At 72.2% G+C, this 23,437-nt stretch carries 24 protein-coding genes; 11 read left to right on the top strand and 13 right to left on the bottom strand.

Annotated elements, in window-relative coordinates:
* From ACYVNR_RS18820 to ACYVNR_RS18800, 5 genes are all read left to right on the top strand, one after another.
* Nucleotides 1–393 (top strand): universal stress protein, encoded by a 393-nt coding sequence (locus ACYVNR_RS18820; protein ID WP_458799849.1) that lies wholly within the window; start codon nt 1–3, stop codon nt 391–393.
* A 32-nt stretch (nt 394–425) separates the two neighbouring features.
* Nucleotides 426–752, top strand: a complete 327-nt coding sequence (locus ACYVNR_RS18815; protein WP_461050112.1) for a hypothetical protein — start codon at nt 426–428, stop codon at nt 750–752.
* Nucleotides 753–832: 80 nt separating this feature from the next.
* Nucleotides 833–1,930, top strand: a complete 1,098-nt coding sequence (locus ACYVNR_RS18810; RefSeq protein WP_461050110.1) for an ANTAR domain-containing protein — start codon at nt 833–835, stop codon at nt 1,928–1,930.
* Between the two features lie 50 nt (nt 1,931–1,980).
* On the top strand, nt 1,981–2,778 hold the full coding sequence (locus tag ACYVNR_RS18805; RefSeq protein WP_461050108.1) for an SURF1 family cytochrome oxidase biogenesis protein: 798 nt from the start codon (nt 1,981–1,983) through the stop codon (nt 2,776–2,778).
* Between the two features lie 2 nt (nt 2,779–2,780).
* Nucleotides 2,781–3,338 carry a hypothetical protein gene (locus ACYVNR_RS18800; protein WP_461050106.1) on the top strand — a complete coding sequence of 186 codons (558 nt, stop codon included), beginning with the start codon at nt 2,781–2,783 and terminating at the stop codon, nt 3,336–3,338.
* A 28-nt stretch (nt 3,339–3,366) separates the two neighbouring features.
* Here the strand turns inward: ACYVNR_RS18800 and ACYVNR_RS18795 are convergent, their stop codons facing one another.
* The 6 genes from ACYVNR_RS18795 to ACYVNR_RS18770 all read right to left on the bottom strand — a co-directional run bounded on the left by ACYVNR_RS18795 (nt 3,367) and on the right by ACYVNR_RS18770 (nt 9,769).
* Nucleotides 3,367–5,292, bottom strand: a complete 1,926-nt coding sequence (locus ACYVNR_RS18795; RefSeq protein ID WP_461050174.1) for an ABC transporter ATP-binding protein — start codon at nt 5,290–5,292, stop codon at nt 3,367–3,369.
* 144 nt (nt 5,293–5,436) lie between these two features.
* Nucleotides 5,437–6,210 (bottom strand): enoyl-CoA hydratase/isomerase family protein, encoded by a 774-nt coding sequence (locus ACYVNR_RS18790; protein ID WP_461050104.1) that lies wholly within the window; start codon nt 6,208–6,210, stop codon nt 5,437–5,439.
* Between the two features lie 25 nt (nt 6,211–6,235).
* On the bottom strand, nt 6,236–6,490 hold the full coding sequence (locus ACYVNR_RS18785) for a hypothetical protein (protein ID WP_045192390.1): 255 nt from the start codon (nt 6,488–6,490) through the stop codon (nt 6,236–6,238).
* Nucleotides 6,491–6,589: 99 nt separating this feature from the next.
* Nucleotides 6,590–8,188: an ABC-F family ATP-binding cassette domain-containing protein gene (locus ACYVNR_RS18780; RefSeq protein WP_461050102.1), complete on the bottom strand. Its 1,599-nt coding sequence runs from the start codon at nt 8,186–8,188 to the stop codon at nt 6,590–6,592.
* A gap of 85 nt (nt 8,189–8,273) precedes the next feature.
* Complete coding sequence (locus ACYVNR_RS18775; protein WP_461050100.1) at nt 8,274–8,612, bottom strand: hypothetical protein; 339 nt, start codon at nt 8,610–8,612, stop codon at nt 8,274–8,276.
* Nucleotides 8,609–9,769 (bottom strand): DNA polymerase III subunit beta family protein, encoded by a 1,161-nt coding sequence (locus tag ACYVNR_RS18770; RefSeq protein WP_461050098.1) that lies wholly within the window; start codon nt 9,767–9,769, stop codon nt 8,609–8,611. The genes ACYVNR_RS18775 and ACYVNR_RS18770 overlap by 4 nt, the downstream gene beginning before the upstream one ends.
* A gap of 110 nt (nt 9,770–9,879) precedes the next feature.
* On the opposite strand from ACYVNR_RS18770, the gene ACYVNR_RS18765 reads away from it, so the two are divergent.
* The 4 genes from ACYVNR_RS18765 (at nt 9,880) to ACYVNR_RS18750 (ending at nt 15,754) form a co-directional block, all read left to right on the top strand.
* The gene (locus ACYVNR_RS18765; RefSeq protein WP_461050096.1) at nt 9,880–12,573 is read left to right on the top strand and encodes an MGH1-like glycoside hydrolase domain-containing protein; all 2,694 of its coding nucleotides are present in this window, start codon (nt 9,880–9,882) and stop codon (nt 12,571–12,573) included.
* 102 nt (nt 12,574–12,675) lie between these two features.
* The gene (locus ACYVNR_RS18760) at nt 12,676–13,794 is read left to right on the top strand and encodes a lipid II:glycine glycyltransferase FemX (RefSeq protein ID WP_461050094.1); all 1,119 of its coding nucleotides are present in this window, start codon (nt 12,676–12,678) and stop codon (nt 13,792–13,794) included.
* Between the two features lie 6 nt (nt 13,795–13,800).
* Complete coding sequence (locus ACYVNR_RS18755) at nt 13,801–14,817, top strand: alanine racemase (RefSeq protein ID WP_461050092.1); 1,017 nt, start codon at nt 13,801–13,803, stop codon at nt 14,815–14,817.
* Between the two features lie 13 nt (nt 14,818–14,830).
* Nucleotides 14,831–15,754 (top strand): patatin-like phospholipase family protein, encoded by a 924-nt coding sequence (locus ACYVNR_RS18750; protein ID WP_461050090.1) that lies wholly within the window; start codon nt 14,831–14,833, stop codon nt 15,752–15,754.
* Between the two features lie 81 nt (nt 15,755–15,835).
* Here ACYVNR_RS18750 and ACYVNR_RS18745 read toward each other — a convergent pair whose 3' ends face one another.
* Nucleotides 15,836–16,480, bottom strand: coding sequence for a GNAT family N-acetyltransferase (locus ACYVNR_RS18745; RefSeq protein ID WP_461050088.1), 645 nt, complete (start codon nt 16,478–16,480; stop codon nt 15,836–15,838).
* Between the two features lie 139 nt (nt 16,481–16,619).
* Nucleotides 16,620–17,576: a hypothetical protein gene (locus ACYVNR_RS18740; protein WP_045192379.1), complete on the bottom strand. Its 957-nt coding sequence runs from the start codon at nt 17,574–17,576 to the stop codon at nt 16,620–16,622.
* A gap of 190 nt (nt 17,577–17,766) precedes the next feature.
* Here ACYVNR_RS18740 and ACYVNR_RS18735 point away from each other — a divergent pair, with 190 nt between their 5' ends.
* Together ACYVNR_RS18735 and ypfJ are read left to right on the top strand one after the other, a co-directional pair.
* Nucleotides 17,767–18,858 (top strand): helix-turn-helix transcriptional regulator, encoded by a 1,092-nt coding sequence (locus ACYVNR_RS18735; RefSeq protein ID WP_461050086.1) that lies wholly within the window; start codon nt 17,767–17,769, stop codon nt 18,856–18,858.
* Nucleotides 18,855–19,820 (top strand): KPN_02809 family neutral zinc metallopeptidase, encoded by a 966-nt coding sequence (ypfJ, locus tag ACYVNR_RS18730; RefSeq protein WP_458799818.1) that lies wholly within the window; start codon nt 18,855–18,857, stop codon nt 19,818–19,820. Before ACYVNR_RS18735 ends, ypfJ begins: the two co-directional genes overlap by 4 nt.
* Nucleotides 19,821–19,825: 5 nt before the next feature.
* Here ypfJ and ACYVNR_RS18725 read toward each other — a convergent pair whose 3' ends face one another.
* From ACYVNR_RS18725 to sufC, 5 genes are read right to left on the bottom strand one after another with little or no spacing between them, the layout of a single operon-like run.
* The gene (locus ACYVNR_RS18725) at nt 19,826–20,434 is read right to left on the bottom strand and encodes an acVLRF1 family peptidyl-tRNA hydrolase (protein ID WP_461050084.1); all 609 of its coding nucleotides are present in this window, start codon (nt 20,432–20,434) and stop codon (nt 19,826–19,828) included.
* Between the two features lie 19 nt (nt 20,435–20,453).
* Complete coding sequence (locus tag ACYVNR_RS18720; RefSeq protein ID WP_045192377.1) at nt 20,454–20,789, bottom strand: metal-sulfur cluster assembly factor; 336 nt, start codon at nt 20,787–20,789, stop codon at nt 20,454–20,456.
* On the bottom strand, nt 20,786–21,277 hold the full coding sequence (gene sufU / locus ACYVNR_RS18715) for a Fe-S cluster assembly sulfur transfer protein SufU (protein WP_461050081.1): 492 nt from the start codon (nt 21,275–21,277) through the stop codon (nt 20,786–20,788). Before sufU ends, ACYVNR_RS18720 begins: the two co-directional genes overlap by 4 nt.
* The gene (locus ACYVNR_RS18710) at nt 21,277–22,653 is read right to left on the bottom strand and encodes a SufS family cysteine desulfurase (RefSeq protein WP_461050079.1); all 1,377 of its coding nucleotides are present in this window, start codon (nt 22,651–22,653) and stop codon (nt 21,277–21,279) included. The genes sufU and ACYVNR_RS18710 overlap by 1 nt, the downstream gene beginning before the upstream one ends.
* A 5-nt stretch (nt 22,654–22,658) precedes the next feature.
* On the bottom strand, nt 22,659–23,435 hold the full coding sequence (gene sufC / locus ACYVNR_RS18705) for a Fe-S cluster assembly ATPase SufC (RefSeq protein WP_461050077.1): 777 nt from the start codon (nt 23,433–23,435) through the stop codon (nt 22,659–22,661).
* Nucleotides 23,436–23,437: the final 2 nt, after the last annotated feature.

Below are 23,437 nucleotides of genomic sequence, written 5' to 3'. Positions count from 1 at the left end.
ATGACCATCGTCGCCGTGCACTCCGCCTCCCCGGCCGGCCGAGCCGCACTGGCGCACGCCGGCCGGGAGGCCCTCCTGACCGCCGACGACCTCGTCGTCGTGGCGGCCGACCCGCGGCACCGGGCGCCCACGACCGACGAGGTCCTGGGCGAGCTGGGCGACACGGCGGACCGGCTCCGCGAGGCCGGGCTCACGGTCACGGTCGGCCACTCGCCGCTCACCGACCCGAGCGAGGCCGTCGTGCAGATCGCCCAGCAGCACGACGCCAGGCTCATCGTCCTCGGGCTGCGGCACCGCACCCCCGTCGGCAAGCTCCTCCTCGGCAGCACCGCCCAGCGCATCCTGCTCGAGGCCACCTGCCCGGTGCTCGCCGTCAAGTCGGCGGCCTCGTAGCAGCGCCTCGCTCTGCGCGGGACACTGGAAGGGTGTCCCGTGCAGCCGACCCGGTGATCCGGCCGCTGGCGCCACCCGATCGTCGGTGGGTGCGCGAACGCCTGGTCCGGGACTGGACCTCGACGAGCGTCGCCCGCCGTGGCGAGCTCATCGACGCGACCGGGCTGTCGGGCTACGTGGCGCTGCTCGGCGGACGGCGCACGGGACTGGTCTACCAGCACGTCGGGATGGACCTCTGCGCTTTCGACAGGTATGCCGTCCGGGCGGCCCGGGAGCTGAAGCCCACCCTGCCGCTTCGCGACCGTGCCGGGCTGCCGATCGACCACGAGCTCGAGCTCGAGATCCTGCTCGGCAGCTGACTTCTGCGGACCGGCGGGCCCGGCAGTCGCGGCGGGCATAGAGTCCAGTCAGGGCCCTCGTGGACGAGGAGGCGGATCCGGTGGCAGGCCACTCACCCGACGAACAGAGCCAGTGGGCCGCGGACAAGCGCGACTTCGTCGCCGACTGGCGCGACGAGCTGGCTGCCGAACGGGACGCAGCAGCGGACGTGCGCGACCTGACCGCCGACGCGCGCGAGTCGGCCCTCGATGCGCGGGAACGCCTTCTGGACCGCCGGGCGGCCGAGCTCGCGATGACCACCGACGCGACCGAGCGAGCGGAGCGGGCCGAGGCGAGCGCAGCCCGCGACGAGGCGAGGCAGACGCGCGAGGAGGCGCACGAGGCCCGGGAGCTCGCCGCCGGAGCCCGCGACGAGGCCGCCGGCCGACGGCTCGAGGCGAACCCGACGACCCGCCTTGCCGCGACGTTCGCCGCCATCGCCGAGAACCTCTACCGCGCAGACTCCTACGACGCCGTGCTCCGTCGCATCGCGGATGCGGCCGTCGACACGGTCGCCGGGTGCGCGATCGCCAGCGTCACCCTCGTCGAGAACGGCACCTGCCGCACAGCCGCGACGACTGCCCCGGAGGCCTCCGCCGTCGACCGGGCCCAGTACGGCGCCGGCGAGGGTCCCTGCCTGGACGCGGTCGATGCCCCGGTCGTCTACGCCCCGTCGTTCCCCGACGCCCGGTGGCCGGTCCTCGGCGCACGTCCGGTCGAGCTGGGTGCCTGCTCGGCGGCCTCCTTCCGTCTCGCGGCCGCAGGCGCGGCCGCCGGTGCGGACCCGGCCCGGACGGGCACGACCGGTTCGCTCAACACCTACGGCCACAGGGCTGCCGCGTTCAGTGCGGAGGCCCAGCAGGTCGGGCTCGTCCTCGCGGCCCACGCATCCATGGCGGCAGCCGTGGTCCGCGAGCGGGACCACCTGCAGGACCAGACGCAGCAGCTGAGCCGGGCGCTGCTGACCCGAGATGTCATCGGTCAGGCCAAGGGCATCCTCATGGAACGTCTCAAGCTCACGCCCGAGCAGGCCTTCGACGCCCTGCGGCACGCCTCGAACCAGCTCAACGCGAAGCTCCAGACGGTGGCCAGCACGCTGGCCGAAACCGGCGAGTTCGACACCGGCGAGTGCGACACCGGCCAGATCAGCAGGACCTGACGGCGCGACCGGTCGTCCGGCCCGCTCCCCACGCCGGGTACCGTCGATGCGTGCTTCGACTCTGGCTGACGCGGCGATGGCTGCTGGGGACCCTCGTGGCGGTCCTCTTCGGTGTCGCGTGCTTCTACCTCGGCCTCTGGCAGTGGCACCGCCACGTCGAGCAGCGCACCAAGGTCGACGCCATCGCCCGCAACTACGGGGCCGCCCCGGCCGCCTTCTCGCCCGCGCTCGTCGGCTCGGGCCTCCCGCAGGAGCGGCAGTGGACCCGGGTCACGCTCACCGGCACGTATGCCGCCGGATCCGACCTGCTCGTGCGCAACCGGACCCTCGACCAGACCGTGGGGTTCGAGGTGCTGACCCCGTTCCAGACCGAAGGCGTGACCGTCCTCGTCGACCGCGGCTGGGTGCCGAACGCCGAGAACGCCGAGACGAGCCCGACGGTCGACCCGCCGCCGACGGGCAGCGTCGAGGTGACGGGCTGGCTGCGCACCGGCGAGGTCAGCCTCGGGCGCGACCTCCCCCGCCCGCAGCTGGCGAGCATCAACGTCGGCGACGCGCGAGCCCAGGTGCCGTCGCTGAGCAGTCTCGACGCGTACGTCGTGCTCGGTGCGCAGTCGCCCGCTGCACGAGCAGGCGACCACCCCGTACGCGTGCTGCCCCGTCCCGAGGAGGATCTCGGCCCGCACCAGGCGTACGCCTACCAGTGGTGGCTCTTCATGCCGGGCGGTCTCGTCTTCGTCGTCTTCGCGATCCGGCGGGAGGCCCAGGGCGCGACCGAGGGCACCGAACGCGCGGACGCGCCGGCCAAGCCCAAGAAGGTCCGCATCTGGGACGAGGAGGACGCCTGACGATGGCCCTGCCCGCGCCGTCCCTCGCCGACCGGCTGCTCGTCCGTCCGACACCGGCAGAGCGCCGAGCCACCCTGCCCGGTGACGAGGTCGTGGCAGCCGACGTCGTGATGGACCGCGCCTTCACCCTGTCGGCCCCTCCCGTACGCGTGTGGCCGTGGCTCGTGCAGCTCGGCAAGCAGCGCGCGGGCTGGTACCTCCCGCGCGCCGTGGAGCGCCTCGTGCCGAAAACCCGCCGCGCCCTGCGGCGCATCGAGCCGGCCTACCAGGCACTGGCGGAAGGCGACGTCATCCCCGACTGGGGCGGGGCCGACGCGACGTTCACCGTGGCCGAGCTCGTGCCGGAGTCGCACGTGCTCTTCAGCTCGACACGAGGGCGGACGCACCTCACGTGGTGCCTTCGCCTGACCGCGACCGGCGCGGAAGGCACCCGCGTGCACCTGCGGTTGCGGCTCGGCCCGGTGCGACGCCGACGGCTGGCGCACACCCTGGGCGGCCTCGTCGACCTCGCCACCATCGCCGGGCTCGCCGCCGGGCTCGAGGAGCGCGTCTCGCCCTGAGGCGGTCGGCTGGTCGACGCCTCAGCCGTCAGACGTGGTCGAGCGCGTCGGTGGGACGGCTGGGGGCCGGCACCCGCCCGTTGCGATCGGCGTGCTTGACCGCCCGGTCGTCGAACTGGGTGGCGTGCAGGTCGGCGTAGAGCCCACCGGCCGCGAGCAGCTCGGCGTGCTTGCCGGTCTCGACGACCCGCCCGTGGTCGAGCACGACGATGAGGTCGGCCTGGCGGATGGTCGAGAGTCGGTGGGCGATGACGATGGACGTGCGGCCCTCGAGGGCGGCGTCGAGCGCGCGCTGCACAGCCACCTCGGACTCGGAGTCGAGGTGGGCGGTGGCCTCGTCGAGCACGACGACGTCAGGCGCCTTGAGCAGGAGGCGGGCGATGGCGAGGCGCTGCTTCTCGCCGCCGCTGAGCCGGTGCCCGCGGTCGCCGACCACGGTGTCGAGCCCCTCGGGCAGCGCGGCGACGAGGTCGCTGATCTGGGCCGCGCGAAGAGCGGCGTGGATCTCGTCGTCGCTCGCGTCGGGACGGGCGTAGAGCAGGTTGGCCCGGATCGTGTCGTGGAAGAGGTGCGCCTCCTGCGTGACGACGCCGATGCGGTCGCGCAGCGACGACATCGTGACGTCGCGCAGGTCACGACCACCGACGAGGACGGAGCCCTCGCTGGGGTCGTAGAGGCGGGAGACGAGGGAGGTCAGGGTGGTCTTGCCGGCGCCGGACGGGCCGACGAGCGCGACGAGGTGCCCGGCCGGTGCGCTGAGCGAGACGTCGTGGAGCACGACGCCGCTGCCCCGCCGGTCGCCCGAGGCCACGGACTCGAGAGAGGCGAGCGACACCTCGTCGGCGGACGGGTAGCGGAACGAGACGTCGTCGAGCTCGACCGCGAGCGGGCCGTCGGGCAGGTCGACGGCGCCGGGACGCTCCTTGACGAGCGGCTCGAGGTCGAGGACCTCGAAGACCCGTTCGAAGGAGATGAGCGCGGTCATGATGTCGACGCGCACGTTGGACAGCGACGTGAGCGGGCCGTAGAGGCGGGCCAGCAGCGCGGCGAGGGCGAGCAGGGTGCCGACGGAGAGAGTGCCGCTGACGGCCATGACGCCGCCGAAGCCGTAGACCATGGCGGTGGCAAGGGCAGCCACCGCCGTGAGTGCCGCCATGAAGACCGTGCGGTTGAGCGCGATCTGGACGCCGATGTCGCGCACCCGACCGGCACGCTCGGCGTACTCGGCCTCCTCACGGACGGGGTTGCCGAAGAGCTTGACGAGCAGCGCCCCGGCGACGTTGAACCGCTCGGTCATGCGGGTGCCCATGTCGGCGTTGAGCGTCATCTGCCGGTGGGCCAGGCCCGCGAGACGCTTGCCCATGAGCTTGGCCGGGATGAGGAAGAGCGGCACGAGCAGCAGCGAGCTGAGCGTCAGCTGCCACGAGAGGGCCAGCATGGCGCCCACGACGAGCGCGACCGAGACGATGTTGGACACGACGTTCGACAGCACCGACGTGAAGGCCTGCTGCGCGCCGACGACGTCGTTGTTGAGACGTGACACGAGCGAGCCGGTCTGGGCCCGCGTGAAGAAGGCGATCGGCTGGCGCAGCACGTGGGCGAAGACCTGCGTCCTCAGGTCGTTGATGAGCCCTTCGCCGATGCGCGAGGAGAACCACCGCGACACGACCGTCAACAGGGCGTCCAGCAGGGCGATGCCCGCCACGAGGATCGACAGCCGCACGACGACGGAGGAGTCCTTCGGGATGACGCCGTCGTCGACGAGGCTCTTCAGCAGGAGCGGAACGGTGACGACCAGCACCGAGTCGAGCACCACGACCGCGAGGAAGGCGGCGATCGCCCTCTTGTACGGGGCGGCATACGTCAGGACGCGTCGACGCGTGCCCGGTCGCAGCGACTGCTCGGCCACCGACGAGTCGCGCGACATCGACCTCATCGCCATCCACGGCTGCATGCCCACGCAACCACCTCCTGTCCTCCTCCGATCCAACCGCGAGGTGGTGACAGCGATTCCCCGACCCCACCCGGGGCCGCTGAGCAGGCCCGGAAGCTGGCGCCGGAAGCAGGCTCCGGAGCAGGCCGGAAGAAGGCCCGCGCGTCAGGCGCCGAACCCGCCGAGCATCGCCTGCAGCAGCCCGGTCTGGGCCTCTCGCTCACGCCCCAGCTGGGTGGCACGGTCGGCGTCGACGGCCCCGCGCAGCAGCGGCTTGAGGGCACGCAGGGCGGGAGCCGGTGCAGCGAGGAGCGCCTCGACGAGCGACCCGGTGGTCTCGGCCAGGTCGGCAGCCGGGGCGAGCGAGCCGACGAGCCCGATGCTGAGGGCCTCGGGCGCGGACACCTTGCGGCCCGTCGCGCAGATCTCGAGGGCGCGGGCGTAGCCGACGAGGTGCACGAGCGGGCCCGTGCCGCCGAGGTCGGGCACCAGCCCGAGGCTCGTCTCGCGCATGGCGAACCACGCGTCGAGTGCCGCGACGCGCAGGTCGGCCGCGAGGGCCAGCTGGAAGCCGGCACCGATCGCGTAGCCGTGCACCTCGGCGACGACGACCGCGGGGCACTCGCCCCAGGCGGTGAAGCCCTCCTGGTAGGCCGCGATGCCCCTCTGGATCGCCTCCGGCCCACCCGCCGCGAGCTGGGCCACGCTCTCCTCGCCGGGCACGCCCTCCGGCGTGAACATCGCCGTGTCGATGCCGGCGGAGAAGGCGTCACCCGCCCCGCGGAGGACGACGACGCGTACGCCCTCGGGAAGGGAGCGGGCCTCGTCGGCGAGCGCCGCCCACAGGGACGGCGTCTGGGCGTTGCGCTTCTCGGGGTGGTCGAGGGTGATGGTGCGGACGGGCCCGTCGGTCTCGACCCGGAGGTGGGGGTGCGTCATGGACGCAGGCTACCGACCGGTCACCTCAGGCAGCCGCGGGTGCCGACGTGACCGTGCCGACAGCCGTGCCGACAGACGTGCCGACAGACGTGCCGACAGACGTGGCCACGGGCGGGACGACCCGCATGACCCCCCACCCGTTCACCGACGCCGGCTGCACGACCTCCACCCGGAAGACGCGCGCACAGTCCAGGCACGACCACGCGGCGGTGGGGTCGGGGAAGGGCGTCACGTCGTCGCCCGCACAGAACGGGCAGCTGAGGTGGTGGTCGCTGGGCATGACAGACAGTGTCGCCAGGCCGGCCCGGCGATACAATAACCATCCATCATGTGATCCAAAACGTCTGATTATCCAGCCGCTCCGAATCACGCGACCTGCTCACGCCAGCGAGATGAGGTCCTTGTAGTCGGGTCCCCAGAGGTCCTCGACACCGTCGGGCAGCAGGAGGATGCGCTCGGGCTCGAGGGCATCGACCGCACCCTCGTCGTGGGTGACGAGGACGACCGCGCCCTCGTACGTCTTGAGCGCCCCGAGGATCTCGGCCCGCGACGCCGGGTCGAGGTTGTTGGTCGGCTCGTCGAGCAGCAGCACGTTCGCCGCCGAGACGACGAGCATGGCGAGCGACAGGCGGGTCTTCTCGCCACCGGACAGCACGCCGGCGGGCTTGAGCACGTCGTCACCGGAGAAGAGGAACGAGCCGAGCACCTTGCGCACCTCGGTCTCGCCCAGCTCGGGCGCCGACGACTTCATGTTCTCGAGCACCGAGCGGTCGACGTCGAGGTTCTCGTGCTCCTGCGCGTAGTAGCCGAGCCGCAGGCCGTGGCCGGGCTCGACCTCGCCGGTGTCGGGCGCGTCGACCCCCGCCAGCATGCGCAGGAGGGTCGTCTTGCCGGCGCCGTTGAGGCCGAGCACGACGACCTTGCTCCCCCGGTCGATGGCGAGGTCGACGTCGGTGAAGACCTCGAGCGAGCCGTAGGAGCGCGAGAGACCCGAGGCGCGCAGCGGCGTCTTGCCGCAGGCGGCCGGCTTCGGAAAGCGCAGCTTGGCCACCTTGTCCTGCACGCGCTCGCCCTCGACGCCCGCGAGCAGGCGCTCGGCCCGCTTGGCCATGTTCTGCGCCGCGACGGCCTTGGTCGCCTTGGCGCGCATCTTGTCGGCCTGGGCGAGCAGGGCCCCCGCCTTCTTCTGGGCGTTCTGCAGCTCACGGCGGCGCCGCTTCTCGTCGGTCTCGCGCTGCTGCAGGTAGGTCTTCCAGCTGACGTTGTAGACGTCCAGAGCGGAGCGGTTCGCGTCGAGGTGGTAGACCTTGTTGACCACCGCGTCGAGCATCTCGGCGTCGTGGCTGATGATGATGAGGCCACCCTTGTAGGCGCGCAGGTACTCGCGCAGCCAGACGATCGAGTCGGCGTCGAGGTGGTTCGTCGGCTCGTCGAGCAGCAGGGTCTCGTTGCCGGAGAAGAGGATCCGCGAGAGCTCGACGCGACGGCGCTGACCACCGGACAGCGTGCGCAGCGGCTGGCTGAGGATGCGCTCCTCGAGGCCCAGCGCGCTCGCGATCGACGCGGCCTCGGACTCCGCGGCATACCCACCCTGGGCCTCGAACTCGACCTCGAGACGCGCGTACTTGCGCATCGCCTTGTCGCGCACCTTCTCGTCGTCGCTGCCCATGCGGGCCTCGGCCTCGGCGCGCTGGTGCACGATCGTGTCGAGCCCCCGCGCCGACAGGATGCGGTCGCGGGCGAGGATCTCGAGGTCGCCGGTGCGGGGGTCCTGCGGCAGGTAGCCGACGGCGCCCGTACGCGTGACGGTGCCGGCCGCGGGCATCCCCTCCCCCGCGAGCACCTTCGTCAGGGTGGTCTTGCCCGCACCGTTGCGCCCGACGAGACCGATGCGGTCGCCGGAGTCGATGCGGAAGCTGGCGTCCTCGAGCAGCAGGCGGGCACCTGCACGCAGCTCGATCCCGGTGGCGACGATCACGGCATTCCTCCTATCGGTGCCGCACTACGTCAGCGGCCGGACAACCCCACCAGTCTAGGAGCCGCCGAGGGGTGCTCTCGACGCGTCATCCGGCCGCGCGGTTCGGCTCGCTCCGCGGGTCGCGGGCCGGAACGCCCGGCGCACCCCGCGTGGCGGCCCCCAGCTCGCGAAACGTCGCCTCGCAGGCGGCGCACGCGCAGGTGCGTGCGGCGTGCATCGTGCCCGCGTTGCGCAGGGCGCCGGGCGGCCACAGACCCTCGCGTATGCCGTCGGGCGAGCCGGCCGTCGGGAGCAGCGTCGGCGCGGGGTCGGGATCGGCGGTGCCCGCGCGGCAGCAGCGGCACGGGGTGTAGCCGCCGTTGCCGCCCTCGTGCCAGGCCTGCTGGTGGTCACAGCCGCGGCAGAGGTGGACGAGCACGCTCACGGCACGGCCACCGGCATGAGAACCGAGAAGCCGACCCCGCTGCCACGGATCGCGAGGGGTCGGTGCGGCCCGTCGAGCACGAGGGTCGCCCAGGGGCCCGCGACGGCGAGCGCCTCGTGGAGGAACTCGGGGTCGACGTGGACGTCGGCCACGGAGACCTCCGCCCCGGTGGCGCCCGGGACGCCGGCGAGGTGGACCGTGCCCTCCCGGACCACCAGCCCGACCGTCTGTGCCTCGACCGGCAGGAGCGGCTGGAGCGCCGCGACGTCGACCGTGCCGGCGTGGCCGGACACCTCGCCGTCGGCGAAGGACAGGAGGCCCGGGTCGATGAAGCTCCGGTAGTCGGGGAAGGCCCCGGGGACGAGCGGGGTCGCAACGGTCTCGCCCCCTACGGTCGCCACGGCCCGCCCCGGAGCGATCTCGACGACGACCTGTGCGCCCTCGTCCGCCCGGCAGGCGGCGACGACCTCGTCGACCCACTGGACCGGCACGACGGCCGAGTCGGCCTGTCCCACAGAGATTCCCGAACCCGGCTGCGCCGTCGAAGCACTCGGGCCGAGACCGACCGCGAGAGAGACTGCGAGGCGGTAGCGGTCCGTGGCGACGAGGCGCACCCCGTCGGAGCCGAGCTCGAGGAGGACCCCGGTGAGCACGCTGAGGTCGAGCCCGTCGCGCGTGCCGGCCACCGGTGTGGCCGGGGCCACCGCGAACCGGACGGCGGTGACCGCAGCAGCGAGGTCGGCCGCCGCCACGACCACCCGATCCGAGGGCTGCGCCTCGACGGCGTCCCCGCGGGGCTCGTCGAGGAGTGCGAGCGTCCGCGCGATCTCACGTCGGGCATCACGAAGTCCGTCGACGAGCCGCTGCTCGTGGGCCCGCACGACGTCCGCCGCGGCGCCTGCCGCGCCCCGGGCGTCCTCGTCCAGCACGAGGGCCGCCTCCGCGAGGGGCATCCCGACCCGGCGCAGCGACGCGAGGAGCCGTGCCGCACGCACCTGCGGCACGGCATACCTGCGGTAGCCGTTGAGCCCGTCGACGGCGGCGGGCACGAGCACACCCTCTCGGTCGTAGAAGCGCAAGGCGCTCGCGGTCAGCCCGCTCTCGCGGGCCACCTCACCGATCGTGAGGAGGGTGTCGGGGTCGGGCGTCTGCGGCATGGGCGCCACCCTGACCCCTCGACCCGGTCGAAGGTCAAGCCTTGGACTCATCTGCGCGCGTGGCGTCGGGTCGTAACGCTCCTGACACCTCGATGCGTCACCATGTGCGGATGATCAGCCCGCTCCACCCGGACGAGCCCCCGAGCCCCGAGCACGTGCGGCTCGCCGACTCCCCCGGCCACGACGCGCCGTGGCGCCTCTGGGGTCCCTACCTCTCCGGCCGCCAGTGGGGCACGGTGCGCGAGGACTACTCCGCCGGCGGCAACGCCTGGTCGGAGTTCCCCTTCGACCAGGCGGTCTCGCGGGCCTACCGCTGGGGCGAGGACGGCCTCGGCGGCATCAGCGACCGGTTCGGCTTCCTCAACTTCTCCGTCGCCCTGTGGAACGGCAAAGACCCGATCCTCAAGGAGCGCCTCTTCGGGCTGACCAACGAGGAGGGCAACCACGGCGAGGACGCCAAGGAGTACTGGTGGGCCCTCGACGGCACGCCGACCCACTCGTGGATGCAGTGGCTCTACCGCTACCCGCATGCCGAGTTCCCCTACGAGCAGCTGCGGCGCGAGAACCGCGAGCGCAGCCGACACGAGCGGGAGTACGAGCTCGGCGACACCGGCATCCTCGACGACAACGAGTTCTTCGACGTCCTCATGACGTACGCGAAGGCCGGCCCCGACGACATCTGCATCCGGATCACCGCGACCAACCACGGCCCCGAGACGGCACCGCTGCACGTGCTGCCGACGATCTGGCTGCGCAACACGTGGTCGTGGGGCGTCGACGACCGCGTCACCGAGCTGCACGAGATCCGCCGCAACGGCCGTCCGCCGCGCGGCTACCGTGCCGCGGAGGTGACGCACGGCTTCCTCGGCCGCTACGTGCTCGCCGCGTCGGGCTCGCCGACGACGCTCTTCTGCGACAACGAGACCAACGCCAAGCACCTCTTCGGCGACGCGGCCCCGGCGAACCACTCGCTCTACCCGAAGGACGCGATCAACCAGCGGGTCGTGCACGGCCGCACCAAGGCCACGAACCCGGGCGGCTACGGCAGCAAGTGCTCGTTCTGGTACCGCTTCGACGCCGTCGAGCCCGGCGAGACCGTCACCGTCGACCTGCGCCTCGCGACCGGCGACCCGGCGCTGTCGTGGTTCGGCGACGACTTCGAGCAGCAGCTCGCGACGCGGGCCTATGAGGCCGACGAGTTCTACGAGCACGTCATCGACCCGTCCCTCGGGGCCGAGGACCGCCACGTCGCCCGGCGTGCGTACGCCGGCCTGCTCTGGGGCAAGCAGCTCTACCGCTACGACGTACGCCAGTGGCTCGACGGCGACCCCGTCGGCCACCGCGCCCCCGAGTCGCGCAAGAAGGGACGCAACGAGCACTGGCGCCACCTCGCCCTCGCCGACGTCATCTCGATGCCCGACGAGTGGGAGTACCCGTGGTTCGCGGCCTGGGACCTCGCCTTCCACTGCCTGCCGCTCGCCCACGTCGACCCCGAGTTCGCCAAGGAGCAGCTGCTGCTCATGTGCCGCGAGTGGGCGATGGCGCCCAACGGCCAGCTGCCGGCGTACGAGTGGGAGTTCGGCGACGTCAACCCGCCGGTGCACGCGTGGGCGGCCTGGCACGTCTACCGCATCGACGGCTACCGCGACCGCGAGTTCCTCGTGCGCGTCTTCACCAAGCTGCTGCTCAACTTCGCCTGGTGGGTCAACCGCAAGGACGCGAACGGCAGCAACCTCTTCGAGGGCGGCTTCCTCGGCATGGACAACATCGGCCTGTTCAACCGGTCCGCTCCGCTGCCGCCCGGCTTCCGGCTCGAGCAGTCCGACGCGACGAGCTGGATGGCCTTCTACTGCCAGCAGATGCTGAAGATCGCCCTCGAGCTCGCGCGCACCGACAAGGCGTGGGACGACGTCGCGACGAAGTTCCTCGAGCACTTCCTCGCGATCGCCCAGGCGATGCGCCACTTCGGCTCGAGCGACAAGAGCCTGTGGCACGAGGAGGACGGCTTCTACTACGACGTGCTCGTGCAGCCCGACGGCAGCGCGCCGCACATGCGCGTGCGCTCGATGGTCGGCCTGCTGCCCATCCTCGGTGCGACCGAGATCCCGTCGTGGGTCGTCGAGGAGTGCCCCGACGTGACGAGCCGCTTCACGTGGCTGCAGGAGCGCCGTCCCGAGCTCGTCAGGCCGCTGCTCGCCCGCGCGGACGGCAAGATGCTGCTCACCCTCGTGCCGCCGAAGCGGCTGCGGCGCATCCTCCAGCGCATGTTCGACAGCGAGGAGTTCCTGTCCCCGTTCGGGATCCGCTCGCTGTCGGCCGCGCAACGGCAGGCGGTGACGGCGCGCGTCGGCAACGAGACCGTCTCGATCGAGTACGAGCCGGGCGAGTCGCGCACCGGCATGTTCGGCGGCAACTCGAACTGGCGCGGGCCGGTGTGGTTCCCCGTCAACGTGCTGCTCGCCGACAAGCTGCGCACCTACGGCCGCTACTTCGGCGAGAGCTTCACCATCGAGGTGCCGACCGGGTCGGGCAACTGGTGCACGCTCGACCAGGCGGCCGACGTCATCGACGGTGGCCTCACCGCCCTCTTCCGCCCCGTCGACGGGCGCCGGCCCTCCGACGGCAAGCGCATCGAGTCGAGCCCCGACCCGCTGTGGTCCGACCACCCGACGTTCTCCGAGTACTTCGACGGCGACACCGGCGAGGGCCTCGGCGCCACCCACCAGACGGGCTGGACCGCGCTCGTCGCGCACCTGCTCAACCCGCGCCTGCCTCCCGACCCGCGCACCATGGGCTGGGGCTGAGCCACCCGGCACACGCAATCCCGTTGCGTATGCCGTGTGGCCCCGTCCGGAGCAGGCGAGGCGTGTCGGTGGCGGGCTCGCCCTCGGGTAGCGTGAGCGACCGTGAGCGCGCCCATCACCGTCCGTGACATCACCGCAGCCGAGCACCTCGCGTGGCTGCGCACCCAGCCGTCGGCGAGCTTCCTGCAGACGCCGGCCTGGGCCGACGTGAAGAAGGAGTGGCGCTCCGAGTCGGTCGGCTGGTTCGAGGGCGAGCAGATGGTCGGTGCGGCGCTCGTGCTGCACCGCTCGCTGCCGAAGATCGGTCGTTCGCTCGCCTACGTGCCCGAGGGTCCCTGCATCGACTGGTCGTCGCCCCGGCTCGTCGAGCTGCTGCGCGCCCTGCGCGACCACCTCAAGGCCAAGGGCGCGTTCGCGCTGCGGCTCGGGCCGCCGGTGCCGACGCACCGCTGGCGCGCCGCGACGATCAAGGCCGCGATCGGCGACCCGGCGGTGCGGCGCTACGACGAGGCGAAGCCCGACGTCGTCGAGCCGGTCGGCACGGCCGTCGTCGCCGAGCTGCGGCGCCTCGGCTTCCGCCACCTCTCCCCCGAGGACGGCTTCGCCGCCGGGCAACCGGAGTACGTCTTCCAGGTGCCGCTCGCGGGCCGGTCCGAGGCTGAGGTGCTCGCCGGCATGAACCAGCTGTGGCGGCGCAACATCAAGAAGACCGTCAAGAACGGCGTCACCGTGCGCGTCGGCGACGCGTCCGACCTGCCGGCCTTCCACCGCACCTACGTCGAGACGGCCGAGCGCGACCGGTTCACGCCGCGGGGGCTGCCGTACTTCGAGCAGATGTATGCCGCCCTGTCCGCCGAGGACCCCGACCGCATCCGCGTCTACCTCGCCGAGCACGACGGTGACGTGCTCGCCGCGACGGTCTTCATCCGGGTCGGCGAGCACGCCTGGTACTCCTACGGCGCCTCGACCGCGGCCAAGCGGGAGCTGCAGGGCTCGACGGCCATCCAGTGGCGCATGATGCAGGACTCGATCGCCGCCGGCGCCACGGTCTACGACCTGCGCGGCATCACCAACACGGTCGACGAGACCAACCCGCACATCGGGCTCATCCGCTTCAAGGTGGGCACGGGCGGAGAGGCGGTGCGGCTCGCAGGCGAGTGGGACCTGCCGCTGAACCGCTTGCTGTACAAGGCATTCGACCTCTACATGAAGCGGCGGTGATTCCTCGTGTCCTTCGTGCTGCACGTCGACGGTGAGCGCTGGCGAGCCGGCCACGACCAGTTCGTCGCCGACCGTCCCGGCCTCGTGCCCGTGATCAAGGGCAACGGCTACGGCTTCGGACGGGACCTGCTGTGCGCCGAGGCGTCCCGGCTCGGCGTCGCGATGGTGGCGGTCGGCACCTACGCCGAGCTGCCCGAGGCGCTCGCGGCCTACGGCGGCGACGTGCTCGTCATGGAGCCCTACCGCGCCGCCATCCACGGCGACGTGCCCGACCTCGACAACCGGCGCGCCGTGCACACGGTGACGTCCCACGCCGACCTCGAGCACCTGCGCGGGGCGACGCCCGACGCGCGCGTCGTCGTCGAGGGCCTGACGTCCATGAACCGCTTCGGCACGCCTGCGGCCGAGGTCGCCGAGCTCGCCGGCGCCGCCGACGCCATCGGCGTCACGCTGCATCTCCCGCTCGGCACGGGCCACGTCGACGAGATCACGCGCTTCATCGCGGCCGTGCCCGGCGTGCGGTCGTGGTTCGTCTCCCACGTCTCCACCACCGAGCTCGCGACCCTGGCCGCCCGCTACCCCGAGCACGAGTTCCGGCCTCGCATCGGCACCGACCTCTGGTACTCCGACAAGGGGTCCTACGAGGTGCGGGCGCACGTGCTCGACGTCCGCCCCGTCGAGAAGGGCACCCGCGTCGGCTACCGCCAGCGTTCGCTGCCGGCCGGGCACGTCGTCGTCGTCAGCGGCGGCACGTCGCACGGCGTGGCGATGGAGAGCCCCTCGTCGGCCGCGACTCCGCGCTCGCGGGCCATCGCCGTCGCCGAGGGCGTGCTCGAGGCGGCCCACCGGGTGCGCTCGCCGTTCACCGTCTCGGGCCTCATGCCCCGCTTCGCCGAGCCGCCACACATGCAGTGCAGCCTGCTCTCGCTGCCCGAGGGCGTCGCACCGCCCCATGTCGGTGACGAGGTGACGGTGCGGATGCGGCTCACGACCACGACGCCCGACGCGGTCGTCGTCTCCTGAGGAGCCGCCGGCCGTGACCGCCGAGCAGCCGCCCAGCGCCGACGACAGGAATCAGCGGGCCCTGGTCCTCGCAGGTGCCGGAGCCGCCGGCAACGCCTGGGAGCTCGGGCTCGTCGCGGGACTGGCCGACGGGGGCGTCGACGTCACCCGAGCCGAGATCGTCATCGGCACGTCGGCGGGCTCGACCGTGGCCGCCCAGATCACGAGCGGCACCCCACTCACCGAGCTGTACACCGCTGCCGCGGCAGATCTCCCGCCGTCGCACCACGCAGAGCGGCGCGCTGGTGCACCGGGGCCGCGTCGCGGTGCGGCCGTCTCGGGACCGGACTACCTCGAGTGGTCCGACGCGATCATCGCGTCGGCCTCCGACCCGGCCGACCTGCGCCGCCGCCTCGGTGCCGCGGCCCTCGAGCTGGCCGCCGCTGCCGGCCCCTCCCCGTCGCGCTGGCGCGACATCGTCGCCTCGCGCCTGCCGAGCCACGAGTGGCCCTCCCAGGACATCCGCATCGTCGCCGTCGACGCCCGGACGGGCGAGCCCGTCGTGTTCGACCGGCACAGCGGCGTCGAGCTCGTCGACGCGGTCGCGGCCAGCACGTCGGCGATGACGCCCTACGCCATCGGCCAGCACCGCTATCTCAACGGCGGCTACCGCCGCAGCGAGAACGCCGACCTGGCAATGGGATTCAGCCGTGTGCTCGTGCTGTCACCGTTCAGCGGACGCTCCCGTATGCCGTCCGGCTGGGGCATGGACCTCGCGACCCAGGTCGCCGAGCTACGCGACGGCGGCAGCGTCGTGGAGACCGTGTTCCCCGACGACCGGTCCGGTGACGTCTTCGGCGCGAACGCCCTCGACCCGTCGACGCGACCGCAGGCTGCGCGGGGTGGCCACGCCCAGGGGCTCGAGCTCGCCCAGCGACTCGCGGACTTCTGGGCCTGACGCAGCCAGCGCGACGGCATACGGCCGCGGTGTCCACCGGTGGTGTCGACCGGCGCTGTCGATCAGGCCGCGCCGGGGACGTCAGGTCAGCGGCAGCAGGGCCCGACAGGGCTCGACCCCGTGCAGCTCGATGTCGTCCCGACGGTGCTGCTCCCAGACGTCTCGCGTGAGGCGCCAGCGGTTGAGCAGGGCGGGCCGCCCCTGTCTCGTCGCCCACTCCGAGCCGTTCGGCGCGTAGCCGAGACCGCGCGAGACGGCGTTGGAGCCCTCGTTGTCGACGAAGGCGTCGCTGGACGCCTCCTTCGCCCCCAGCCCGTCGAACGCGAGGTGGAGCACCGCCTCGCGCATCTCCCGGCCCAAGCCCCGGCCGCGCAGGTCGGACGACAGCCACGAGAAGGTCGTGACGGTGCCGAACGTCGCGAAGTCGACCCCGCTGAGGGTCTGCTCCCCCACCGGCCGGCCGTCGACCATGACGACCAGGTAGAGCCGCCAGGCCTCCGGCTCGACCCGTCCGCGTCCCCGCCAGATGGCTCGGAGCCATTTCGCCACACGCACGTCGGGGTCCTTCTCGTAGAACGACATCGGGTCGTCGTACGGCGGCGGCTCGGCGTGGGTCCGGCCCGAGCGCACGACCTCTGCGAGCTCGTCGAGCAGCTCGTCGGTGGCGCCACGCAGCTCGAGGGTCGGGGTGCTGACGCGCACGCCGAGGGGCGGGTAGCTCTTCATCGTCGGTCACGCTGCTCTCGTGGTCGCGGGACGAGGGACCGGCGACCTCCTCGGGGGTCGCCGACACGATCCAACCCCACGAGGCACCGACGGTGCAGGTGGTTTTGTGGCGAGCGAGGTCGCGCCCTGACCTCCCGCGTCAGGGGGTCATGGCGGCATACCCGGCGGCACTGTGGATCGCGAGCCCGGCGTAGGAGGAGTAGCCCGCCGCGCCGGCGTTCACCTGGGCCAGCTGGGTCTCCATGTCGGTGCGGGTCCAGCCGTAGAAGGTCTGCTTCCTGTCGACCGCGGTGTCGCCGAGGTAGGTCGTCTCCTGGCCGAGGCGCACGGGCTTGCCGAGCGCGACCCCCGCGGTGAGCGCGGCGGTCGCGATGTCGAGCGTGCCGTCGGGGCCGGTGGCGGTGTTGCGGTACGACATGACCGTCACCCCGGCCGTGCGCTTCATGATCTCGCGGTCGAGGCTCGACGAGGCGCCGCCGCTCGCGGTGGCAGGAACGGTGTTGAACCAGAAGGGGATGTCGGCCTCGATGGGGCTGGTGCCGGCGTTGGCCTTGAGCTTGTCGAGCAGCGTGAGGTACTTCGACACCACGGCCGGCTGGTCCGTTGTCCAGGCCGGGGTCGAGTACGGCTCGACGTCGACGTGGATGCCCGTGAAGAGCCCCGAGTTCCTGGCCGGCTTGAGCCAGTAGGTGACCACCCAGCTGGGGTTGTCGACCCAGCCGGGGTCTCCGCCCAAGGCGTCGACCCGGATACCCGCCGCCTTCGCGCGGTCGGCGAGGGTCTTGATGGCGGACAGCTGGCTCGACGTCGTGAGGTTCGGCGGGACCGCCACGAAGAGCTGGTCGATGCCGGCGCTCACGGCCAGGTCGACCGTCGCCGCGGGCGAGCTCGTGTCCCACACCCACATGGCGCGCGTGTCGGCCGGCGTGGCGGTCACCGTGGCGCTCCCACTCGGGGTCGTCCGTGTCTTCGACGCCGCGGCGGCATCCGGCGCGATCGCCAGGGCCGCTGCCGCCACGCCGACGGCGACGAGCAGCGAGCCGGCGACGCGACCGATGGCGCGGCGAGGACGGCGGGTGCGGGGCGAGGGGACCATGTGATGACTCCGGACACTAGGACGACGACCCTCCGAATTGTCCGGTTCTTGCTAGTTGTCCGCAGGCTTTTCGCAAGAGTTGCGCAAGCGCTGCAGGCAGCCGTGGCCCGTGAGGGCGCACGGCCCGGGAGCCGCACCACGCCGGGGTAGCGTCGTCCCGGACGGGAATCGTCCGGAACGAGGACACGACATGCGGCACGACACGAGCCCGACCGCCCGGGCCCTGCTCGCCCTGGAGGCGATCCAGGACTCCCCCGGCATCACGGCGCAGCGCCTCGGGGAGCTGCTCGGCGTGACCGAGCGGGCAGCCCGTCGGTACGTCGCCATCCTCCGCGAGGCCGAGCTCCCGATCGAGTCGGCCACGGGACCGAGCGGCGGCTACCGGGTCGGCCGGGGGCTGCGCCTGCCGCCGCTCATGTTCTCGGCCGCCGAGGCCCTGGGGCTGGTCCAGGCTGTGCTCGAAGGCCATCGGGACGCCGCCGACCCGACCGAGCTCGTCGGAGCCGCCCTGTCGAAGATCCTGCGCGTGCTCCCCCGCCCCGTCGCCGAACCGCTGCGGGCCGTGCGGCGTGACCCCGGTCCGCCCCCGGAGGAGACCCGCCGGGTCGACGCGGCGGTCACGGGCCAGCTCGTCGAGGCCTGCACGAAGGCCCGACGCGTCCACCTCACCTACCGCCTCGGCCCCGAGACCGAACGGCCCATGGAGGTCGACCCGTGGGCCGTGGTGCTGCGCCACAGCCGGTGGTACCTCCTCGGCTACTCGCACACGCGCCAGGCTGTCCGGGCCCTGCGCGTCGACCGCATCACGTCGGTCTTCACGACCTCGCAGGCCTTCACCCCACCGCCCGACCTCGACGCCCTCCGCGCGCTCGAGGAGCACCTCTCGCAGGGGTGGCGCCACCCCGTCGAGGTGCTCTTCCGCGAGACGTTCGACGACACCGCCCGCTGGGTGCCGCGCAGTCTGGGCCACCTCGAGGCCGCCGAGGGCGGGGTGCTGCTGCGAGCCACGACCGACAGCCCCGACTGGTACGCCCGCCAGCTCGCCGTCACGCCGCTCGACTTCGAGGTGCAGGGTTCACCAGCCCTCGTCGACGCCACGGTGGCCCTGGCCGAACGGCTCTCGCGGTCGGCACGACCTCCGCGGCCGGCACGGCGCACCGCGAGCGGGCGCAGCGGGTACGACCCCCGTGCAGCACAGCGTGAATCAGAGACACCGCGCACTAGGGTGATCTCGACCGGACCGGGGAGCACCCGGTCCCGATCCCGAGGAGCGGTGACATGAGCTTCAACGACAACGCCCAGCTCGACACCTCGCAGGTCGAGAGCGGCGGGAGCGGCGGCTTCGGGGGCGGCGGTGGCGGGGGCGGCGGCTTCCCCGGCGGCATCCAGGTCGGAGGCGGCATCGGCGGACTCATCCTGCTCGTCCTCATGCTGATCTTCGGCGGCGGCAAGATCCTCGGCGGCGGTGACTCCGGCGGCTCGGCCGGCGGCCTCCCCTCCCAGCAGCTCGACAGCAGCCAGGTAGCGGCGGCCGGCCAGGTGAACCAGGGCGAGTTCTCCCAGTGCAAGACCGGCGCCGACGCCAACAAGAACGACGTGTGCCTCATCGTCGCCACGGTCAACAGCGTCCAGGACTACTGGCAGAAGACGCTGCCCAAGTACCAGATGAACTACGAGCCGGTGAAGACGGTGATCTACCAGGGCCAGACGCGGTCGGGCTGCGGTGTCGCGAACTCCCAGGTCGGTCCCTTCTACTGCCCGCTCGACTCCAAGGTCTATGTCGACGCGAGCTTCTTCCAGGAGCTGGAGAGCAAGTTCGGCGCCGACGGCGGCCAGCTCGCCAAGGAGTACGTCATCGCGCACGAGTACGGCCACCACATCCAGAACCTGCTCGGCCTGCTCAACCGGGCCCAGCAGGACCCCCAGGGCCCCAACTCCGGCGCCGTGCGGGTCGAGCTGATGGCCGACTGCCTAGCCGGCACCTGGGTCAAGCACGCCACCGAGACGACCGACGCGAGCGGCACGCCGCTGCTCAAGGCCATCACCGAGCAGGACATCCAGTCGGCGCTCTCCGCGGCGTCGGCCGTCGGCGACGACCGCATCCAGGAGAAGATGCAGGGCCGCGTCACTCCCGAGAACTGGACGCACGGCTCGGCCGAGGCGCGCATGAACTGGTTCACGCAGGGCTGGCAGACCGGCGACATCAACCAGTGCAACACCTTCGGCGTCGACACCGTCAGCTGACCCTCTCAGGGGGTCTCGGTGAGCTCGATCCGCACGGCACGGCCGCGTCGGAGGGCGCTCTCGAGGACGTCGCGCCTCGGGTCTGGCAGGTCGTAGAGCTCGCGCACCGGCAGACCCGCGAGGGCCCGGAGGGCGTGCGCACCGACGACCTCGCGCACGAGCGCCCGGTCTCCCCCGACGACGAGCCCACGAGGTATGCCGTCCGCGCCCGCGGGCGGCGACTCGTCGTCCCCGAGCAGCACCCTCCGCGCGTGCGCGACGACGGCGTCGACGAGCTCGTCGGCCTGCTTGCCGCGACGCCGGGCGAAACGCTGCTGCGACCAGCCGCCGGCGGCCGTGCGCGACTGGACGTGCCGGCTGCCGACCTTCGAGGTGACGAGGACGCCGTCGTGGGCCAGGGCGACGGCATACCCGCCGCGTCTCACCAGCACGACGCCCAGCGGGTCGTGGACGAACGGCGTGGCCACGACGGTCGACCCGTCAGCGGCGCGTGCAGACACGACGACGCCGCCGGGAGTGGTCTCCTCGGCGGCGTCGTAGGGCCCGTGGCGCTCGGCGAAGCCGGCCATCCACCGGTCGAACCGGTCGGGGTCGACCTCGATGACGCGCGTCACGAGCCGGAGGTGTCGGCGATCAGAGGTTGAAGCCGAGTGCGCGCAGCTGCTCGCGGCCGTCCTCGGTGATCTTGTCGGGGCCCCACGGCGGCATCCACACCCAGTTGATGCGGTGCGTGGCGACGAGCCCCTCGAGTGCCTGGGCCGTCTGGTCCTCGATGACGTCGGTGAGCGGGCAGGCCGCAGACGTGAGCGTCATGTCGATGACGGCGTGGGACTGCGCGTCGACGGTGATGCCGTAGACGAGGCCGAGGTCGACGACGTTGATGCCGAGCTCGGGGTCGACGACGTCGCGCATGGCCTCCTCGACATCGGCCACGTTGGGCGGGGTGGACGCGGGGACTGTCTGGGTCATGACGAAACTCCTTGGGGGGAGGTAGAACTCGTGTTGGTGGACGTCGAGATGTCGACGCCGGCGCGGGCCAAGGCGTCGGTGAACGCGGTCCAGCCGAGCAGCGCGCACTTGACGCGAGCCGGGTACTTCGAGACGCCCGCGAAGGCGACGCCGTCGCCGATGAGGTCCTCGTCGCCGGCGACCGTGCCCTTGGACGTGAGCATGGCCTTCATCGCCTCGAACGTCTCGAGCGCCTCGGAGACACGGTGACCGATGACCTGCTCGGCGAGCACGGACGAGCTCGCGACCGAGATCGAGCAGCCCTGCGCCTGGTAGGAGACGTCGGTCACGACCGCGTCGGGACCGGTGCCCGTGACGTCGACGCGGAGGGTGACCTCGTCGCCGCAGGTCGGGTTGATGTGGTGCACCTCGGCGTCGAACGGCTCACGCAGGCCGGTGTGGTGGGGACGCTTCGAGTGCTCGAGGATCAGCTCCTGGTAGAGATCCATCAGCTGGCCTCCTTCCTGCTCTCGTGCTCGCCGCGCAGGGCGCGCGCGCCCTGCCTGACATCGAGGTCAGCGTCGGGCTCGGTGTCGGACACGTCGATGCCGAAGATCGCAGGAACCCGGTCGAGGGCCGCGAGCAGCACCTCGACGTCGGCGACCGTGTTGTGGACCGCGAACGAGGCGCGGGTCGTGGCGGTGGCCCCGAGCGCGCGGTGCAGGGGCCACGCGCAGTGGTGGCCCACGCGTACGGCCACGCCGGCGTCGTCGAGCACCTGGCCGACGTCGTGGGCGTGCACGCCGTCGACGACGAACGCGACGGCGCCACCGCGGGGCTCGCCGACCGGGGGGCCGACGACACGGACCCAGGGGCGCTCGGCCAGACCGCGCTGGAGCAGGTCGACGAGGGTCGCCTCGTGGGCGTGGATGCGGTCGATGCCGAGACCCTCGACCCACCGGACGGCGGCCGCGAGGCCCACCGCCTGAGCGGCGTTGGGGACGCCTGCCTCGAACTTCTGGGGCGCCGGGGCGTAGGTCGAGCGCTCCATGGTGACGAGCTCGATCATCGAGCCGCCCGTGAGGAACGGGGGCATGACGTCGAGCAGCTCGGCCCGACCCCAGAGCACGCCGACGCCCATCGGGCCGTACATCTTGTGGCCGCTGAAGGCGATGAAGTCGGCGCCGAGCGTCGCCACGTCGACCGCGAGGTGCGGCACCGACTGGCACGCGTCGACAACGACGAGCGCCCCGACGGCGTGCGCACGCTGCGCGAGCTCGGTGACGGGGTTGACGGTGCCGAGCACGTTGGACACGTGCGTGAACGCGAAGACCTTGGTGCGCTCGGTGAGCAGGTCGTCGAGGCCCGACAGGTCGAGCGCCCCGTCGCCACCCACCGGCACCCAGCGCAGGCTCGCACCCGTGCGCCGGCAGAGCTCCTGCCACGGCACGAGGTTGGCGTGGTGCTCCATCTCCGTGACGAGCACCTCGTCACCCGGCCCCAGGACGAAGCGGTCGTCCTTGGGCTCGTCGGTGGGCGCGGCGTTCGAGAAGGCGTACGCGACGAGGTTGAGCGCCTCGGTCGCGTTCTTCGTGAAGACGACCTCGTCGGCCGGCGCTCCGATGAACGACGCGATGGTCGCCCGGGCCGCCTCGAAGTCGTCGGTGGCCTCCTCGGCGAGCTGGTGCGCGCCACGGTGGACCGCCGCGTTGTGCTGCTCGTAGAAGGCGCGCTCGGCGTCGAGGACCGGCGCCGGCTTGTGCGACGTCGCCCCCGAGTCGAGGTAGACGAGCGGCCTGCCGTCGCGCACGGTCCGCGCGAGGATGGGGAGGTCGCCGCGGATCGCGGCGAGCTCCCCGTCCGTGAACGGCAGGACCTGCGTCATGCGGCTCAGGCCTCCACGGCCGCCGCGGGCGCGGCAGCGAGGTAGCGGTCGTAGCCCTCGTCCTCGAGGCGGTCGGCCAGCTCGGGGCCACCCTCCTCGACGATCTTGCCGTCGACGAAGACGTGCACGAAGTCGGGCTTGATGTAGCGCAGGATGCGCGTGTAGTGCGTGATGAGCAGGACGCCGAGGTCGCTGGCGTCCTTGGCACGGTTGACGCCCTCGGACACGATCTTGAGCGCGTCGACGTCGAGACCCGAGTCGGTCTCGTCGAGGACGGCCACCTTGGGCTTGAGCAGCTCCATCTGGAGGATCTCGTGGCGCTTCTTCTCGCCACCGGAGAAGCCCTCGTTGACGTTGCGCTCGGCGAACGCGGGGTCCATGCGCAGGTTGCCCATGGCCTCCTTGACGTCCTTGACCCAGGTGCGCAGCTTCGGGGCCTCGCCGTCGACGGCCGTCTTGGCGGTGCGCAGGAAGTTGCTCACCGTCACACCGGGGACCTCGACGGGGTACTGCATCGCGAGGAAGAGCCCGGCGCGGGCGCGCTCGTCGACGCTCATCGCGAGGACGTCCTCGCTGTCGAGCGTCACGGTGCCGCCGGTGACGGTGTACTTGGGGTGGCCGGCGATGCTGTAGGCCAGCGTCGACTTGCCGGAGCCGTTGGGGCCCATGATCGCGTGGGTCTCTCCCGACTTCACGGTGAGGTCGACCCCGCGCAGGATCTCCTTGGGGCCGTCCTCGGTCTCGACCGAGACCGTCAGTCCCTTGATCTCGAGCGTGCTCATCT

The sequence above is a fragment of the Terrabacter koreensis genome (assembly GCF_054783315.1).
The sequence above is the reverse complement of the archived record's forward strand: the minus strand, read 5'-3'. Positions and strand labels throughout refer to the sequence as shown.